This is a genomic window from Vibrio gigantis (assembly GCF_024347515.1).
Lineage (GTDB): Bacteria > Pseudomonadota > Gammaproteobacteria > Enterobacterales > Vibrionaceae > Vibrio > Vibrio gigantis.
On record NZ_AP025492.1, the window covers coordinates 1,744,064 to 1,761,620 of the forward strand.

Genomic DNA, 17,557 nt, shown 5'->3' on the forward strand with positions numbered 1-17,557 from the left:
GTTTAACTAACACTTATCAGTGACTTTATCGATCAGTTTTTTGCTCATCTAAAAAGTCGGTGTGCTCTAACCAAAGCGCATTAATGATTCCAAATGCACTCGCTAGTAATACGCCTAACACCCAACATAAATACCACATAGGTTATCCTCCTATTTCATCTTTAATTAATACAGAGACGAGCTGTTATCGTGAATGTATTGACTGTCTATTCGGCCAAACATTTTGTAGTAACACCATGTTGTGTAACCTAAAATAATTGGCACTACGATAACTGCGACAACAGAGATAATACTCAGTGTTAACTGGCTCGATGTTCCGTCCCACAGCGTTAAACTGTGTGAAGGGATCAAGCTAGACGGCATGATCATCGGGAACAAAGCAACGCCTGCAGTTAGGACAATACACGCCAGCGATAAGCTTGATGATACGAAGGCGAACCCAGCACGATTAAGTCGCGTCATCAATGCACAACCCAGCATGCCGATGATACCAAGGGCAGGAATTACCCATAGTAGTGGGTGGGTTTCGTAGTTATGTAGCAGCAAGTCATCAAATTTCACGACATGTTTCAGCAACGGGTTAGAAACCGCATCAGTTACGATAGGGCTTGTAATGAGATAGCCCGGTAACGTGTAAGCAAATAAGCCGCCAGCCGCAAATAGTCCTGCGGTCACAAATGCCATACATGTGATAATTCTTTGTGCACGTAGCTTTAGATCACCTGTCGTTTTCATTTGTAAGAACGCAGCACCTTGAGTGATGACCATTGCTAAGCTCACTAAACCACAAAGGATTGGGAAGGGAGTTAATAGATCCCAGAAACCACCGTGGTATGTCATCATTAACAGTTCGTTAAATTCGAACGGAACACCGATCAATAAATTACCGAAGCCAACACCAAAGATAATCGGAGGAATAGAACCGCTTACTATCAATGCGGTATCACAAGCCTTTTTCCATTTTGGATTATCTATCTTAGCTCGATACTCCATACCTAGCGGTCTTAACCATAATGTCGCTAGAACCAATATCATTGCTAGATAAAACCCGGAAAACGCTGCCGCATAAACGGCTGGCCATATCGCTAGGATTGCACCACCTGCGGTCACCAACCATACTTGATTTCCGTCCCAGTGGGGCGCAATTGAATTAATCATTACTCGGCGATCGACTTCGGATTTCCCTAACACCGGCAGTAACGCAGCAACACCCATGTCGAAGCCGTCGGTAATAATAAAACCGATCAACAACACCCCAATAATTGCCCATGTGAACAGGCGAAGATTTTCATAATCAAACATCTGAATTCCTTAATGAAGATCAATAGATTTGTCTAGCTAGTTCGTTGTTTGATTGTTCATGATGGTAACGACCCGTTTTCAAAGCACTTGGTCCAAGTTTTGCGAATTTAACCATCAAGAACATTTCGACAATCAGGAAGAACGTATAAAGCACGTAAACTAACCCGATAGAGATCCACAAACTCGAAGCGGGTAAGTTAGAAGCCGCCATGTTTACTGGAAGGATTTCACCGATAGCCCAGGGTTGACGACCATACTCAGCCACAAACCAACCCGCTTCACATGCAATCCAAGGCAGTGGAATCGCACATACTGTCGCTTTCAGTAACCAACGACTGGTACCGATTTTACGACGGCAAATTTGGACAAAAGAAAGACCGATTATTGCGAATATCAATACGCCGCACACGACCATAAGTCGGAAGCTCCAGAACAGTGGGGCAACCGTTGGGATAGTATCTTTAGCCGCCTGTTTGATCTGTTGCTCTGTCGCGTCTACAACGGTGTCGCTGTATTTCTTGACTAACAGTCCATAGCCCAAATCGTGCTTAACCGTTTCAAACTCATCGATATTTTGCTGTGATTTGTCACCAGAACGGAGTTTCTCTAACAATCCATACGCTAGGATACCGTTTCGAACACGCTCTTCATTTTTTGCGAGGAGATCATGAATACCGATTACTGGTGTATCCAGAGAACGCGTTGCGATAATACCCATCACGTATGGGATCTTAATTGCGTAGTCCGTCTCCATTGTTTCTTGATTAGGGAAACCAAACAAAGTGAATGAGGCTGGAGCCTCCTCTGTGTGCCATTCTGCTTCGATAGCGGCTAGTTTCACTTGTTGCACATCACCAAGTTCATAACCAGATTCATCGCCAAGCATCACGGTAGAAACGATGGCTGCCATGCCAAATGCACTCGCTACTGCAAATGAACGACGAGCAAATGGTAAGTCTCGTCCCTTCAACATGTAGTAAGCACTGATCCCCATAATAAACAACGCACCCGTTGTGTAACCAGCCGCAACCGTATGAACAAACTTCACTTGGGTTACAGGGTTAAAGATAACTTCGATAAAATCAGTCATCTCCATACGCATAGTTTGAAAGTTAAACTCTGCGCCAACCGGGTTTTGCATCCAGCCATTGGCCATTAAGATCCATAAACCGGAGAAGTTTGAACCTAAGGCAGTCAACCACGTTACAGACAAGTGTTGACGCTTTGAAAGCTTGTCCCAGCCAAAGAAGAACATCCCGACGAGGGTCGACTCTAAGAAAAACGCAACAAGCGCTTCAATAGCGAGTGGGGCACCAAATATGTCGCCCACATAATGAGAGTAATAAGCCCAGTTAGTACCAAACTGGAATTCCATCGTTAAACCAGTAGCAACACCGATGGCGAAGTTGATACCGAATAATTTACCCCAAAACTTGGTCATGTCCTTGTAGATAGTTTTGTTGGTCATTACATACAATGATTCCATCACGGCGAGTAAAACCGAGAGACCAATGGTTAGGGGAACAAAAATAAAATGATAGAGAGCGGTACTTGCGAATTGAAACCGCGACAGATCGACGACATCTGTAAGCATAGAAACTCCTTCCCGCCACCAATGTGACGGGTGAGATTAGAGATTATAAGATGGTAATTAGAGATAACTAATTAGAAGTGATTTACTCAATTCAAAATGCGTTGATCGCCTTTGAATTGAGGTGTTGATATTTAAATTAAGCTTGAAGAATTCAGTTACCAGCGAAGAGCTTTCGTTTGTTTGTTTGCAAAGCGTTTACGTAGCCAGTAATCCACGCTCACGTAACGACCACCGCCGTAAACCAACAGTACAAGTAGCATGACAAAGTAAGTTCCGGCGAATTCCATGCCGTTATTCAGCATTACTGGGTCACCCAGTTCAGTAATGTAGTTATAGCGGCCTGGGAAGTTCACAGATAACCACTCGATAAAACCATTTAGACGAATGGTTGATTCCATACCACCAGTAGCAATAGCGTCCCAACCGTGTTTCCAGTGAACCATCGCACTTGCAACACTCATCATGAAAATCATAGGAATAGAAATCACACGAGTGAAAAGACCTAATGCGATACAAATACACCCTAGTACTTCCGTTGCAGCTGCAAGAAACGCCAATAACTCAGGGAAGGGAAGGTTAAGCCCACCATCTGCGGTTGAAGCACCAAACCAAGCAACCGTACCAGCGAACCCCAAGACTTTTGAGCGGGCACCGACGAAAATCACTGGAATCAGATACAAACGAACGGAAAGAAGGACTAGGTAATCGAATTTTTTACATTTTTCGAAGATTGAATCGAACCAATTGAGTGCTGACTTAATCATTATTTTTCTCCTAAAGAGTGAACACAAAGCAATTCAACTGCTGTGAAGTGTTCAACCCAATTAATAAACTCAAATCTTGCCAACTGTTGAGCTATATTTTCTTTAATATTGGCGAGAGTTTGATTTGGTTGTAGCTGAATCATTTGAATGATCGCCACATCTATTTCTCTTAGTTTTAATGTGTTTACGCGTTGGCTTGAATCTCGATAAATCGCGTAATAAATGGGGTGACGCCTTTGTGTTAAAAACGTCAGCGACTCACCATGGACAAGGAAAGGCACCTGCACGAGCTTCATTGTCTCATTCAGTAACACGTGCAATTTCTGATGATCTTCCTCCCCGAGAAGCTCATCATCCCGACCCAAACGCGACGCTTGTTTTGTTGAGTCGATTTCAACGCCGAACGCGCACCATTCGTATTCCAAGACCGCTAATTGATCGGAAGTCAGCTCGTAACCCGCAATTAAACTAGAGCTGTCTATTGGCTGAGTTCGACGCTGAATAAAACTGACAAACTCGGTCGCAATATGATGAAACTCCGGCTCTGATGCGTAATGCACAACGACAAATTCATCAACCAACATCAATAATTGGTCTTGGTCGACTTGCTGACAAAACAACGGGAAGGTGTTGTTCAACACACTGAACACGTTATCTCTAATAAACTCGCTGTAACGACACAGTGAGTTGTCTTCTAGAGGTGAGCGTATTAAGGCGGTCAAGGCCTCTGTTTGCGTCATCATCATGCTTGGCGGGTTATGCATACACCAACTCCTGATTTGAAGGTCGATGAACAACACCGGAGTCCAACACTTGACTGTGTATAGTTCGCAACTCCTCAGTGAGTACAACCAAAGGCGGTACGTTGTTGTCTCTCTCTAGCAATAACGGTTTACTGCCATGAAGAGAGAAGGTATACCTCGCCAAGTCAATCACAGCTTGCTGCACCTCCATACCATGGGTATCAAGTAGCGAGCTGTTACTTTCAACCGATTTGTCACTCTCCACTAAATGCCCTGCAATGTGGTAATAACGAATGGCTTCACTTGGCAACGTTTTAAGCATCTCAACCGCATCAAAGTGATGGTTTTGGCTATTAACGTAGAGATTGTTTATGTCGACCAACAACTCGCAGCCACTGCGACTTGCTATTTCACTGATAAACTCACCCTCAGGCATCTCGTCTCCGTAATCGTGGTAATAGGAGATGTTCTCCATCACTAGAGGACGTTGAATGATGTCTTGGACTTGCATGATCCTGTCAGCCAAGTAGCCAAGGTTTTCAGCTCGACGTGGCACGGGTAACAGTTCATAGAGATACCCTTGGCTATCGCGAGAAAAGCTCAAGTGTTCGCTATACACTTCGATATTCAAATCATCGAGAAACTGACCAACTTGACGTACAAACTTGGTATTAAGAGGCTGACAATCTCCAATGGATAAGCTTAAACCGTGTGCGATCAAAGGGTATTGCTTCGCTATATCCTGTAGTTGTTCGCGCTTAAGTCCGCCTATGCTCATCCAGTTTTCAGGAGCCAACTCCAAAAAATCAATATCAGGGTGCTTAGGGGAGCAAGCGAGCAATTCAATATGCTCACTTCGCAACCCAATGCCTTTGTCTGTATTTTGAATGGTTCGCACGTTAGGGATTAACTCTCTATTTTTTGAAGTTCGGTTGTTTAGTGCTCTATTACTTGATGAATGAACATCACTCGATGACGAGCCTTTGGCTTTATAGGTTTCTACTGGCCACATACACCACCAGTTACCTTGCTATTCACCAAGATCATGCGTTCTTTACTTGGTGATGTGCCTTCGCCAGTTAAACCACATTTACCATCACGAGCACGTACTAAACGGTCTTGTGGGTTGGTAGTGAGCTCTGCTTTTTCAAAGCGCTTCTCAGTACCACACTTACCTGCGGCACATTTACCACCATGGCCAGACGATGCTTTTGCTTCAACAGGAGCTTCTGCTGGAGCATCGGCAAAGGCCATTGCAGAATGAAGACTTATCGCTGAGGTAAGAGCGATTGATAACGCGATTTTATTGTTCATTTTCTTTATCCTTTACAGCAGACATAGGGAAGCTCGCAAGGTCGCGGCCAGACATGATTGGGCCATCGTAGTATTCACGCACAATCTTCACTGATTCAGACTTAAGCTTGAGTCCTAAACCCATCCAGTGGTTAAGCACCAACATTTTCGGATTGATCTCCTGGGCAATTTTGCCAATAACCGAAGGTTTCGCGTGCATGAATGAAGAGACACCATCGGCTTGTTCATGAATCGCCATTGGCATCATCATGATGTCAGCGCCACGAGCGAAGTCTAAGAAAGCAGGGTTGCTACCGTTTTGGTCTGCTGAAATCACCATCACGCCTTCTTCACTTTCTATTCGATAAGCGAGACAAGGCACATCACCATGAGGAATACCCAGAGCAGTGATCTTCAAACCATCTTTTTCGTAAACGACGGTTGGCACTGTGGATTGGTAGTCAACATCGGTAAGATTGACTGGGAATAAGCCATCGGTTCCATCGTATAAGCCAGCAAGGTAAGCATACGCACCATCTTCTGGGTCGAAATTGGCTTTGAAGTAGTTGCTTAAGCTAGGGAATGCAGAACCTGCTGTTGGACCAGAAATTTCAAGTGGTCTATCTCGGTCGAAGAAATAACCACCTTTAAGAAGTGCAGGTAGATCATTTACATGGTCTGTGTGGAAGTGAGTGATACCCATAAAGTCAAGATCTTCAAGCTTAGCTCCGGCCTGACCAAAGCGAAGGTATACACCGCCACCTGCATCGATCATGACTCGAGATTCTCCTTTCCACCAAACAATCTCTCCAGAAGATGCACGCAAGTCATCAGAGATTGGGCCGCCGGATCCGAGTATCTGTAATGTGAAATCCGTATCAACGGGTTTAACTTCGATAGCGTAACTGTTAGCCGCTAGCGTCAATCCGAGTGCTAACGCTAGCGCTTTTAAAGGCTGTTTCATATTGTCATCCAATTCTTTGTTTCTTATCTGTTTTTCTTTGAAGTGAGCATTCAAAGAAGTGAAACCTAAAACAAGCAGCACGATAAGTGCGTGCTTCGTTCTGTTCACGGAGCACAAGATAAAGAATTGTTAACGTTCGGTATATCCAGTAATTATGAAACCAACGTTAATGAAAACTTAACGAATGTATTAAGCGCGTCCTATTGCTGAATTAATGTTCAGCAAAGAGCTATAAGGTGAACTGGCTATTAAAGCCGTACGAATAGAATTATGTAAAAAGGGCGGAGATTACTTAAGGAGGCAAGTGGTATAGGGGAAACAAAAGAAAAGGTGCAAGCCAGAGCCTACACCTTATCCCAGTTCATCAGAAAATAGGGGGGAGACAACTTACGCTGATTGTTCACCTTTTACATCAAAATCGATCTTGTCTGCGCCCGTGAAGACTTGGAAGCGTAGACCTTTAGCTCGAGCAATCGTGGTGATACCGAACTTCTGCGCCAAATCTAAGCCCATTTGGGTCACGCCAGAACGTGATAGAAGAACAGGAATACCCATCTGCGCTACTTTGATTACCATTTCAGAGGTAAGGCGGCCTGTGGTGTAGAAGATCTTGTCTGCGCCATCTTCTTTGTTAAGCCACATCTCACCCGCAAGGGTATCAACGGCATTGTGACGACCTACATCTTCCACAAACGACAACACTTGGTCATCTTTGCACACCGCACAGCCGTGAACCGCACCCGCTTTCTTGTAGGTGTCGTTATAATGAGTTAGGGCTTCTAGAGCCGTATAGATTTCAGATTGCTTAATCTTGGTTTGAGGCACTTGGTAATCTTCCAACTGCTTCATCACGTTGCCATACATGGTGCCTTGACCACATCCAGACGTGACCGTTTTCTTCTTCAATGCTTGCTCGAGTTGGCTTGTGTCTTCTTTGGTGATAACAGCTGCAGAGCTCGTTTCCCAATCAATAATGATAGATTCAACAGCTTCTGGATCAGACAGGAAGCTTTGGTTTTTCAAATAACCTAAGACTAACGCTTCCGGGCGTGAACCCAATGTCATCAGAGTTACGATCTCTTTCCAGTTCAGCATTACCGTAAGAGGGCGCTCACAAGCGATTTGTTTTGTTAGCTTCTCACCATATTCATCAAACACTTCAACTTCGATGGTCTGAAGTGGGTTTTCACTGGTTTTTATTATGTTTGGTTTTACCACAGTCACGTCCTACTTAATGAGATAGCGATTTTATGAAATGGGCGTTAACAAGAGCAGCATAGCTCTCATTACTAAATGCGCTAGTTTGTATGTGTCGTTATCGCTCACGTTTCAATTATTAAACATGCGACAGCACGGCGAAGAGCGTTTGCAAATCTTATTCCAAAATAACGGGGATTCGTTGAAACATGAAGTATTAGATTAAAATAGCGCAAAATATGAGAGTTCACCGAGACTAGCTGTCTGAAATCAGCGCTATCGACTAACGTTATACAAGTAGCTTACGACAAAAGTAATAGAAACGCCGTAGGGCTCAACCTGTATTGGCGTGTTTATTGCTTTGTAGAGGGGATATGATTGTGCGAAGTACAAAATGTCCTACGTGTAATCAGAATAAAGAAAATCAATTGGGTGCAGTATGTCTGAGATAAAAGAATTCCAAGAACACTATGAAAAAACAGAATCAGCTTGGCCAATAGGTGTCCAAAGAATAGAGAAAGAGATCAAAACCGGCATTTGGGCAACGACTCAATGGGAACTCGTCGGTTTTGAATTGTCACCTGAAAATGAAACCCCAGACGTATGTTTGCTCCAGTTACACAAAGACGAACGTACCGATTACCGCTTCAATCTAAGCTCTCAGCAACCTAAGCTTTTCTTAGTTATGGATAATGTTGACTCTGGTAAACCTGTTATCCAATTGCTGACAGCATCACAAACGGTCGCTGGCCAGTACATGGATGGAGACAACCAAGTATTGTCTTACGACATGCCTTTACCTATACAAGCATGGATGGAAGCCTTTATAGGCCGTCACGGTGAGTTATTAGAAGCAAGACGTAAGAAACGCAAAGGGGCAGGTCGTTCTAATGGCAACTAACTTTTTTAGCCGTTGGTCTCAGCGAAAGCTCGATGAATCGACTGATAAAGCACTTGAAGTGGAACAAACACTTGAGGAAACACCTGTTGTTTCTTCTGATCCTGCTTCTCAAGCGCACGCATCTACTGAACAGCTAGCACCAAATGACCCAACTTCTATCGAGCCAACTGAAGCTTTAGAAGACACTGCTGACACTAGAGAGTCGGCATCAGAGGCTACTGAAGAGCTGTCTATGGCTCAATTATTGGTATCAGAAGCATCAGAAAGCGTAAAAAAAGCCGCATTACGTAAATTATTTCTCTCAGAAGAGTTTAACGTACGTGATGGCTTAGACGATTACGATGACGATTACAGTAATCTTAAGTCACTTTCTGAAGGTGTCGCTGAAAGCTTACGTGATTGGGTAAAAGAGAAGGCAGAAGAAGAAACGTCAAGCGAACAAGAACAAGTTACTGAAAATAAAGAAGAAGATTCAGTTAACAACGCTGAAGAAGCGGAATCAGATCTTGTTGAAAGTGACGAAATTGCGGGGCAACAAAAAGAACTGTATAAAAACACAGTATCGGATAATTTCGACACCGGCGCTATCGAAAATGATCCAAAAGAGGTGGGACAAAATATACCACACAAAGAATAGGTACATTTTGACTAAACACTCAATGAACCGCTTGCGACAAAATGTCCCAAGCGGTTTTTTTATTATCAATATCGATTTAAATTTAATCTAATCCATTGAAAATATTGAATTATTAAATTGGCACGGCATTTGCTAAAACTAGTCCATTATCGACTTTTTTGTAGATAACTCGCGTAAACTTGACGAGTGAATGAATAGTCAACGAGACCATAAGTTGTTAACTGATTACTCAGCAAGTTCTCCAACGCTAACTACAATGAAGATTGAACAGATTATCCATATCCAAAAATGGAACTGAGCAATGCTTAAACAATTATTAGAACAAGCAACTTCAAATAACGCAAAGGCGAGGCTGTATGCGTTTGAGAATACCGTTGAGTTAACAAACCTAATTCCACCGACAGTCAGTTATGAAAGTGGTGGTAATACGCTAATTATTGGTCCAACTGCGATCATCGAAAGTGCTGCGGCTCAATTGCCTCAGTTAACAAGCCTGACACTACTTTCAACAGACGGTGCGAAAACGACCAATGCTGAGTCAGAGCTTTACTATGCAAACGCTGTTCAGGTTTCTGGATTCCTTGGTACGTTCGAAGTTCTAATCGAAAACAAAGGTCTAACCAATAACCTTGCAAAAGTAGCAATCAATCATGACTGTTTTGATGTGGTTCTGGATTTATGTCTGAATAGCTGCATGACAGAAGAAGTGCCTGTTCCTGGTTATTACCCGGTAGGGCGCGGCTATCCAAAACTGGCTGAAGCGTTAGAAGAAATTCCTACGTTAATGGGCACGTTTGATAAGCCTAAGTTCTTCCGTTTGGACACAGACCTATGTGCACACAGTTCTCGTGGTGTTAAAGGTTGTGAGCGTTGTGTTGATGCTTGTCCTGCTGGCGCACTCTCAAGTGAAGGCTCTGATAAGACGGGTCACAAGATTGAGATCAACCCTTACCTATGCCAAGGCGTGGGTACTTGTGCAACGAGCTGTCCTACTGAAGCCATTACCTATGCACTTCCAAACCCTGACGATACTCAAAAGTTCATTGAACGTACGCTAGCTAACTACGAGCAAGCGGGCGGTTTGGATCCAATCGTACTTATCTGTAGCTCACGTCATGAAACCTACAATGTGATGGCGATCAAAGCACTACCGGATAACGTGATTCCGATTGTTGTCGAAGAGCTGCCATCGATTGGTATCGATACTTGGTTTGCAGCATTGGTTAATGGTGCGACTCAGGTTCTGTTTGCAGCGTCTCGCTTTATGCCAGAAACCATCATTCGTGTTCTGAATAATGAAGTAGGGATCGCTCAAGAGCTACTAGACCAAATCGGTATTCCGAAAGAAACCATCGACATTCTGTACTTAGAATCTCTACGTGAAGGTCCTCCAACTCTATGTGTTGACTCGTTCGACCTTGCACTTGGCGATCTTCAAGGCAATAAGCGTCAACGTCTATTCACTGCACTTGATGCGATGTCTTCGTCTCGTATTCCAGTTGAGAACATTGTTGAGCTTCCTTCTAATGCGCCATACGGCACGGTTTCGTGTGAAAGCAAAGATTGTACTTTGTGTATGAGTTGTGTGGCTGTGTGTCCAACACGTGCTCTGCATACCGATGGTGCTTCTCCATCACTTAAGTTTGTCGAACAAGACTGTATTCAATGTGGTCTGTGTGAAAAGGCATGTCCTGAGAATGTTCTCACTCTGACACCTCGTATGAATTGGGTGAAAGAAGAACGTCAACAAGCGGTTGTGATTCATGAAGAGAAAGCCGCGGAATGTTTACGTTGTCATAAGCCATTCGCACCACAGTCTATGATTGACATGTTACAGAATAAGTTACGTGGTCACTCTCATTTCTCAGATGAGACAGCAATTAATCGTATTGCGATGTGTGAAGACTGTCGTGTGGTGGACATGTTCGATTCAATGGCTCAAGACCCATTGAAACAATTGAAATACTAGGAGTTGGCCTTGGATACTCATTTAGAACAAGAACAGACACTAAGAACTGAAATCTATCTGGTTCTTTCTGCATTGTTTCGTAGCGCACCTTCTGAAGAGGTGATCAACTTTCTAAAGACGCTAGACATTGAAGCATCAGAAAGCGCAATGCAGAAAGCTTGGATTGCCATTCAACAAGCGGCAACAGAATCAAACCGCGAAGCACTAGAAGATGAATATCAAGACTTGTTCATCGGCATTGGTCGCGGAGAGGTCGTTCCATTTGGTTCTTGGCATCGCACGGGCGCCATGATGGAAAAACCATTGGCTGACATTCGTCATGATTTAGAGCTTCTAGGCATTGAGCGTGATGATCAAGTGAAAGAGCCAGAAGATCACATCGCGGCACTTTGTGAAGTGATGGCGATGCTAACGGCTGAGGAAGAAGCACTGCAACAAGCGGTATTCAATAAACACCTTGGCCCTTGGTTCAACTCTTTCACGCGCCAGCTTGCAGGGGCAGAAAGCGCGAACTTCTACAAATCGGCCGCTCAGCTTTGTGAAGCATTCTTAACGTTAGAACAAGTGCGTTTTAGCGTGAATACAAAAAGCAGTAAGCACAAATTAAAGATTGATGTGAAAAACGTCACTGATTACGAGTAATCGAGCAGTACGCGATTATATCGATAGAGGGGCATTAAGCCTCCAAAAAAAGATCTACCGTAAGGTAAGGAAGCAATGATGAAAGATAATAAAGATAATAAAGATATAAATACAAGCCGTAGGGATCTACTCAAAGGCTTGACGACTGCAGCCGTTGCTGGTGCCGTTGTCGCTGGTACAACTAAAGTGGCAACCGCTTCAGAAACTGTTGAAATTTCGAAAGAAGACGTGAAGAAGACTGGCTATCGTGAAACGCAACACATTCGCGATTACTACGACACACTTTAGGAGATAACGGATGAAACTTGTCAAACGCTCCGATAGTGTGAGCAAAGAAACCAATCAGCTAGGTGTGTCTCGACGTGCCTTCATGAAAAATACTTCATTAGCTGCTGGTGGCGCAGTCGTAGGCGCAAGTCTATTTGCACCAGGCATGATGAAGAAAGCACAGGCTAAATCAGTCGATCCAGAAGCGAAAACAGAAGTAAAACGTACTATCTGTTCTCACTGTTCTGTGGGCTGTGGTATTTACGCTGAAGTTCAAAACGGTGTTTGGACAGGTCAAGAGCCTGCATTTGATCACCCATTTAACGCTGGTGGACACTGTGCGAAAGGTGCAGCACTTCGTGAGCACGGCCACGGTGAACGTCGTCTTAAATACCCAATGAAATTGGAAGGCGGTAAGTGGAAGAAGCTTTCTTGGGAACAAGCGATTGAAGAGATCGGTAACAAAGCGCTAGAACTTCGTAAAGAGTCTGGCCCTGATTCAGTTTACTTCCTAGGTAGTGCGAAACACAGTAACGAGCAAGCTTACGCATTCCGTAAGATGGCATCGCTTTGGGGCACGAACAACGTTGACCACCAAGCGCGTATTTGTCACTCAACCACAGTAGCCGGTGTTGCAAACACTTGGGGTTACGGTGCAATGACAAACTCGTTCAATGACATGCACAACTGTAAATCGATGCTGTTCATTGGTTCAAACCCTGCAGAAGCTCACCCAGTAGCGATGCAACACATCTTGATCGCGAAAGAGAAGAACAACTGTAAGATCGTTGTTGCGGATCCTCGTCGTACGCGTACTGCTGCGAAATCAGATCACTACGTTTCTCTTCGTCCAGGTTCTGACGTTGCGTTTATCTGGGGTGTGTTATGGCACGTCTTTGCAAACCAATGGGAAGACAAAGAGTTCATAAAACAACGTGTATTCGGCATGGACGAGATCCGTGAAGAAGTTGCGAAATGGAACCCAGCAGAAGTTGAACGTGTAACTGGTGTTAGTGAAAAAGACGTATACCACACAGCGAAACTACTTTCTGAGAACCGTCCGGGTTGTATCGTTTGGTGTATGGGTGGTACTCAACACACGACTGGTAACAACAACACGCGCGCTTACTGTGTACTTGAGCTTGCACTAGGTAACATCGGTAAATCAGGCGGCGGTGCAAACATCTTCCGTGGTCACGATAACGTACAGGGCGCAACTGACCTTGGCGTACTTTCTGACACACTTCCCGGCTACTACGGCTTGTCTGAAGGTTCTTGGCGTCACTGGTCAAAAGTTTGGGATATCGACTTTGACTGGGTGAAAGGCCGTTTCGACGACAACGCATACGGTGGTCAAAAACCAATGAACAGTGCAGGTATTCCTGTATCTCGTTGGGTTGATGGCGTACTTGAAGACAAAGACAAGATTCGTCAGCGCGAAAACATCCGTGCCATGTTCTACTGGGGTCACGCGGTGAACTCTCAGACTCGTGGTCCAGAGATGAAGAAGGCGATGCAGAAGCTGGATATGATGGTTATTGTTGACCCATACCCAACGGTTGCAGCGGTAATGAACGATCGTACCGACGGCGTTTACCTGCTACCAGCAACGACTCAATTTGAAACCTACGGCAGTGTAACGGCTTCAAACCGTTCTCTACAATGGCGTGACAAAGTCGTTGAGCCTCTGTTCGAATCTAAGCCTGACCACGAAATCATGTACCTGCTTTCTAAGAAGCTTGGTTTCTCTGATCAGCTGTTCAAAAACATTCGAGTTGAGAACAACCAACCTCTGATTGAAGACATTACACGTGAATTCAACAAAGGTATGTGGACGATTGGTTACACAGGCCAAAGCCCTGAGCGCCTGAAAGAGCACCAACAGAACTGGCATACGTTCCACAAAACGTCTCTAGAAGCAGAAGGCGGCCCAGCAAATGGCGAGACTTACGGTCTACCTTGGCCATGTTGGGGCACCCCAGAGATGAAACACCCTGGTACACACATCCTTTACGATACGTCTAAGACGGTTGCTGAAGGTGGTGGTAACTTCCGTACTCGTTTCGGTGTTGAGTTTGAAGGTCAAAGCCTACTTGCTGAAGACAGCTACTCGAAAGGCAGCGAAATTAAAGACGGTTACCCAGAGTTCAGTGACAAACTACTTAAACAACTGGGTTGGTGGGATGATCTAACTGCAGAAGAGAAAGCGTCTGCTGAAGGCAAAAACTGGAAGACTGACGTTTCAGGTGGTATCCAACGTGTGGCCATTAAACACGGTTGTATCCCATTTGGTAATGCGAAAGCACGTGCAATTGTTTGGACATTCCCAGACCGTGTACCACTGCACCGTGAGCCGCTTTACACGCCACGTCGCGACCTAGTTGCTGATTACCCAACGTGGGACGACAAAGAAGCGATCTTCCGTGTTCCTACGCTTTACAAGTCGATTCAAGAGCAAGACAAATCTGGTGAATACCCGATTATTCTGACTTCTGGTCGTCTGGTTGAGTACGAAGGTGGTGGTGAAGAGACACGTTCAAACCCATGGCTAGCGGAACTTCAGCAAGAGATGTTTGTTGAAGTGAACCCTAAAGACGCAAACGACATCGGCTTTAAAGACGGTGATGATGTTTGGGTTGAAGGTGCTGAGAAAGGCCGCATCAAGGTGAAAGCGATGGTAACACGTCGTGTTAAACCTGGTTTGGCGTTCATCCCATTCCACTTCGGTGGTAAGTTCCAAGGTGAAGATTTGCGTTCTAAGTACCCAGAAGGCACTGATCCTTACGTTATTGGTGAAGCTGCTAACACAGCAACCACTTATGGTTACGACCCTGTCACGTTGATGCAGGAAACGAAAGTAACCCTTTGTAATATTCGTAAAGCGTAAGGAGTCTTAAAATGGCTAGAATGAAATTTCTTTGTGACACCAAGCGTTGTATCGAATGTAACGGTTGTGTGACTGCATGTAAGAATGAAAATGATGATGCTCTGGAATGGGGTATTCAACGTCGTCGCGTTGTGACATTGAACGATGGCGAACCGGGTGAAAACTCAATCTCAGTAGCGTGTATGCACTGTACTGATGCACCGTGTATGGCAGTTTGTCCTGCAGACTGTTTTGAACACACAGAAGACGGTATCGTGCTTCACAACAAAGATCTTTGTATCGGTTGTGGTTACTGTTTGTTTGCTTGTCCGTTTGGCGCACCTCAATTCCCTAAACAGGAAGCGTTTGGTGAGCGCGGTAAGATGGACAAATGTACCTTCTGTGCTGGCGGCCCTGAAACAGAACCAGGTTCTGTAGAAGAACGTCAGAAGTACGGTGCGAACCGTATTGCTGAAGGTAAACTTCCAATGTGTGCTTCACTATGTTCTACCAAAGCACTGCTTGCGGGCGACGCAGAGAAAGTTTCTGATGTTTTCCGTCAACGTGTTGTTGAACGTGGTGCGAAAGGCGCGGGCTGGACAGACGGTAATGACCTGTCTTACGACGCAACTAAGAGCTAAGTAGGAGAGACATATGCTTACAATGTTTAAGCGTCTCTTCCTTGTTGTGCTGCCAATGTTGGCAGCACTAACAATGCTTTCTCCTATGAGTCATGCATCTGAGACGAACTCATCACAAACTCAAGCAAGCTCAGCTGAAAGAGAAGTGGTTCAACTTGCTGGTGCGGATTACTGGCGACAAGTTAGAGATGGACAATCAGGTTACACCACATCTCAGTCTCCTGAGCATGGCGTACTCATCAGTACTCCAGGTCAAACTTGGTACATCTTAAAAGAGAAGTGGATGTCACCAGCTGGTGCTGTGGCTATCTTTGGCAGTATTGCTTTTGTCACTCTGATGTACGTAGTGATTGGTCCATTGATGCTCAGTGCACCAAGAACAGGCCGTAAGATCAAACGTTGGTCTCGACTGGATCGTGCATTGCACTGGAGCATGGCGTTTACCTTCCTGACACTGGCGTTCAGTGGTTTGATGCTGGTTTATGGTAAACACTTCTTGAAGCCATACATCCCAACGGATCTATGGGGCTTCATCGTTCTACTGGCTAAGCAATACCATAACTACATCGGCCCAATTTTCTATGTGCTGTTGATGGCTGTTCTTATCAAGTGGTGGCGCAAGTCGATCTTTAAGAAAGTGGATATCCAGTGGTTCTTGAAACTTGGCGGTATGGTAGGGAAGCATAAAGGTTCTCACCCGTCTGCAGAGTTCTCAAATGCCGGTGAAAAAGCGCTGTTCTGGCTACTTATCGTTATGGGTAGTGTCGCTGCAATCAGTGGTTTGGTATTGGACTTCCCAATCTTTGGTCAAACTCGCCGTGATATGGAGCTTTCAAACTTAGTTCATATGTTGGCGGCTCTGATCCTTATCTGTGGTTTCGTGTTCCACATCTATATCGGCCTGTTCGGTATGGAAGGCGCACTAGAAGGCATGGTAACGGGTGAAGTTGATGAAACCTGGGCGAAAGAGCACCATGACCTTTGGTACAACGAAGTGATGGAAGAAGAGAAAAACGGTGTTGAACAAAACGCTAATGTCGCAACAGAGAAGAGTGAAGGGGTGAATAAGAATGAACAAACCTCATAAAGGTATTTGGGTTGCTTACATCCTAAGCTGTTTCACACCATTTACTTGTCTTATCTCTGGTGTGATTGCAATTATCTACGCGGGCTATCGTTTGGATAAAGGCGAAGACGGCGAAGTCGTTGATACGCATTACTATGGCTTAATCCGCTCGTTCTTCTTGAACCTAACCTTCTTTGTGGTTCTTATCGTAACGGTAGCAACCTCAAACGGCGTGTTAATCGGCGTGAACGATTACTGGTATCAAAACCATATTATCGATGATATTGCTTACTACATTCCATATGTAGGTATGTTATTCGGTGGGGTTGCGATTGTGGTTTGGTTTATCCGTATGTATCAAGGTATGCAGCGTTTAAGTCAAAATCTACCGCAAAACCCGTCTACAGGACCAAACCTGTAACGCCAGTGCGTTAGCTAAAGCTCGAAAGCAAAGCCCAGTGATTATTTCACTGGGCTTTTTGTTTTTAGGTCTCCGGCTAGAGACATAGCCGTCAGTTGCGTTCGATCTCTATATCCAGACCCACTCATTGATCGCCTCAATATGGTGCAACTCCCTTATTTGGTGCAGTTGGCGTTGTTATTTTTCCGATATTTAAGGTCCATAAAAGTGCACCTAAATATTTAGTCTATAATAATCAGCAGCTTAAAAATAAAATCTGTTGCACGAAAATTACCCTTCACACTTGGAAC

At 44.6% G+C, this 17,557-nt stretch carries 18 protein-coding genes; 9 read left to right on the forward strand and 9 right to left on the reverse strand.

Translation table 11 applies throughout. The features are described from left to right. Positions 1-25: 25 nt before the first annotated feature. The 9 genes from cydX to OCV56_RS08005 form a co-directional block, all read right to left on the reverse strand. The gene (gene cydX / locus OCV56_RS07965) at positions 26-139 is read right to left on the reverse strand and encodes a cytochrome bd-I oxidase subunit CydX (RefSeq protein WP_086711400.1); all 114 of its coding nucleotides are present in this window, start codon (positions 137-139) and stop codon (positions 26-28) included. A 26-nt stretch (positions 140-165) separates the two neighbouring features. Continuing rightward, a complete protein-coding gene (gene cydB / locus OCV56_RS07970) occupies positions 166-1,302 on the reverse strand; it encodes a cytochrome d ubiquinol oxidase subunit II (RefSeq protein WP_086711402.1) in 1,137 nt (378 codons plus the stop codon). A gap of 19 nt (positions 1,303-1,321) precedes the next feature. Then, complete coding sequence (locus tag OCV56_RS07975; protein ID WP_086711404.1) at positions 1,322-2,896, reverse strand: cytochrome ubiquinol oxidase subunit I; 1,575 nt, start codon at positions 2,894-2,896, stop codon at positions 1,322-1,324. A gap of 155 nt (positions 2,897-3,051) precedes the next feature. Beyond that, a complete protein-coding gene (locus tag OCV56_RS07980; protein ID WP_086711406.1) occupies positions 3,052-3,660 on the reverse strand; it encodes an HvfX family Cu-binding RiPP maturation protein in 609 nt (202 codons plus the stop codon). Beyond that, positions 3,660-4,424, reverse strand: coding sequence for an HvfC/BufC family peptide modification chaperone (locus OCV56_RS07985; protein WP_086711408.1), 765 nt, complete (start codon positions 4,422-4,424; stop codon positions 3,660-3,662). Before OCV56_RS07985 ends, OCV56_RS07980 begins: the two co-directional genes overlap by 1 nt. Further along, positions 4,417-5,301 (reverse strand): DUF692 domain-containing protein, encoded by an 885-nt coding sequence (locus tag OCV56_RS07990; protein ID WP_086711531.1) that lies wholly within the window; start codon positions 5,299-5,301, stop codon positions 4,417-4,419. Before OCV56_RS07990 ends, OCV56_RS07985 begins: the two co-directional genes overlap by 8 nt. A 101-nt stretch (positions 5,302-5,402) precedes the next feature. Continuing rightward, entirely contained in the window at positions 5,403-5,717 is a 315-nt protein-coding gene (locus OCV56_RS07995) for a hypothetical protein (RefSeq protein ID WP_086711410.1), read from the reverse strand. Next, positions 5,707-6,660 (reverse strand): MBL fold metallo-hydrolase, encoded by a 954-nt coding sequence (locus OCV56_RS08000; RefSeq protein WP_086711533.1) that lies wholly within the window; start codon positions 6,658-6,660, stop codon positions 5,707-5,709. Before OCV56_RS08000 ends, OCV56_RS07995 begins: the two co-directional genes overlap by 11 nt. A gap of 387 nt (positions 6,661-7,047) precedes the next feature. Further along, the gene (locus OCV56_RS08005) at positions 7,048-7,878 is read right to left on the reverse strand and encodes a formate dehydrogenase accessory sulfurtransferase FdhD (protein ID WP_086711412.1); all 831 of its coding nucleotides are present in this window, start codon (positions 7,876-7,878) and stop codon (positions 7,048-7,050) included. A gap of 418 nt (positions 7,879-8,296) precedes the next feature. On the opposite strand from OCV56_RS08005, the gene OCV56_RS08010 reads away from it, so the two are divergent. The 9 genes from OCV56_RS08010 (at position 8,297) to OCV56_RS08050 (ending at position 17,267) form a co-directional block, all read left to right on the forward strand. Continuing rightward, positions 8,297-8,758, forward strand: coding sequence for a DUF3305 domain-containing protein (locus tag OCV56_RS08010; protein ID WP_086711414.1), 462 nt, complete (start codon positions 8,297-8,299; stop codon positions 8,756-8,758). Next, positions 8,748-9,395, forward strand: coding sequence for a DUF3306 domain-containing protein (locus OCV56_RS08015; RefSeq protein WP_086711416.1), 648 nt, complete (start codon positions 8,748-8,750; stop codon positions 9,393-9,395). Before OCV56_RS08010 ends, OCV56_RS08015 begins: the two co-directional genes overlap by 11 nt. A 301-nt stretch (positions 9,396-9,696) precedes the next feature. Further along, on the forward strand, positions 9,697-11,364 hold the full coding sequence (locus tag OCV56_RS08020; protein ID WP_086711418.1) for a 4Fe-4S dicluster domain-containing protein: 1,668 nt from the start codon (positions 9,697-9,699) through the stop codon (positions 11,362-11,364). A 9-nt stretch (positions 11,365-11,373) separates the two neighbouring features. Next, the gene (locus tag OCV56_RS08025) at positions 11,374-12,006 is read left to right on the forward strand and encodes a TorD/DmsD family molecular chaperone (protein WP_086711420.1); all 633 of its coding nucleotides are present in this window, start codon (positions 11,374-11,376) and stop codon (positions 12,004-12,006) included. Positions 12,007-12,084: 78 nt separating this feature from the next. Beyond that, the gene (locus OCV56_RS08030; protein WP_390903673.1) at positions 12,085-12,294 is read left to right on the forward strand and encodes a twin-arginine translocation signal domain-containing protein; all 210 of its coding nucleotides are present in this window, start codon (positions 12,085-12,087) and stop codon (positions 12,292-12,294) included. A gap of 10 nt (positions 12,295-12,304) precedes the next feature. Beyond that, a complete protein-coding gene (locus OCV56_RS08035; RefSeq protein WP_086711425.1) occupies positions 12,305-15,160 on the forward strand; it encodes a formate dehydrogenase subunit alpha in 2,856 nt (951 codons plus the stop codon). Between the two features lie 11 nt (positions 15,161-15,171). Further along, positions 15,172-15,780, forward strand: coding sequence for a formate dehydrogenase FDH3 subunit beta (gene fdh3B / locus OCV56_RS08040; RefSeq protein WP_004742271.1), 609 nt, complete (start codon positions 15,172-15,174; stop codon positions 15,778-15,780). A 13-nt stretch (positions 15,781-15,793) separates the two neighbouring features. After that, complete coding sequence (locus OCV56_RS08045) at positions 15,794-16,867, forward strand: formate dehydrogenase subunit gamma (RefSeq protein ID WP_086711427.1); 1,074 nt, start codon at positions 15,794-15,796, stop codon at positions 16,865-16,867. Then, positions 16,851-17,267 carry a hypothetical protein gene (locus OCV56_RS08050; RefSeq protein ID WP_004742273.1) on the forward strand — a complete coding sequence of 139 codons (417 nt, stop codon included), beginning with the start codon at positions 16,851-16,853 and terminating at the stop codon, positions 17,265-17,267. The genes OCV56_RS08045 and OCV56_RS08050 overlap by 17 nt, the downstream gene beginning before the upstream one ends. The last annotated feature ends 290 nt before the right edge of the window (positions 17,268-17,557 follow it).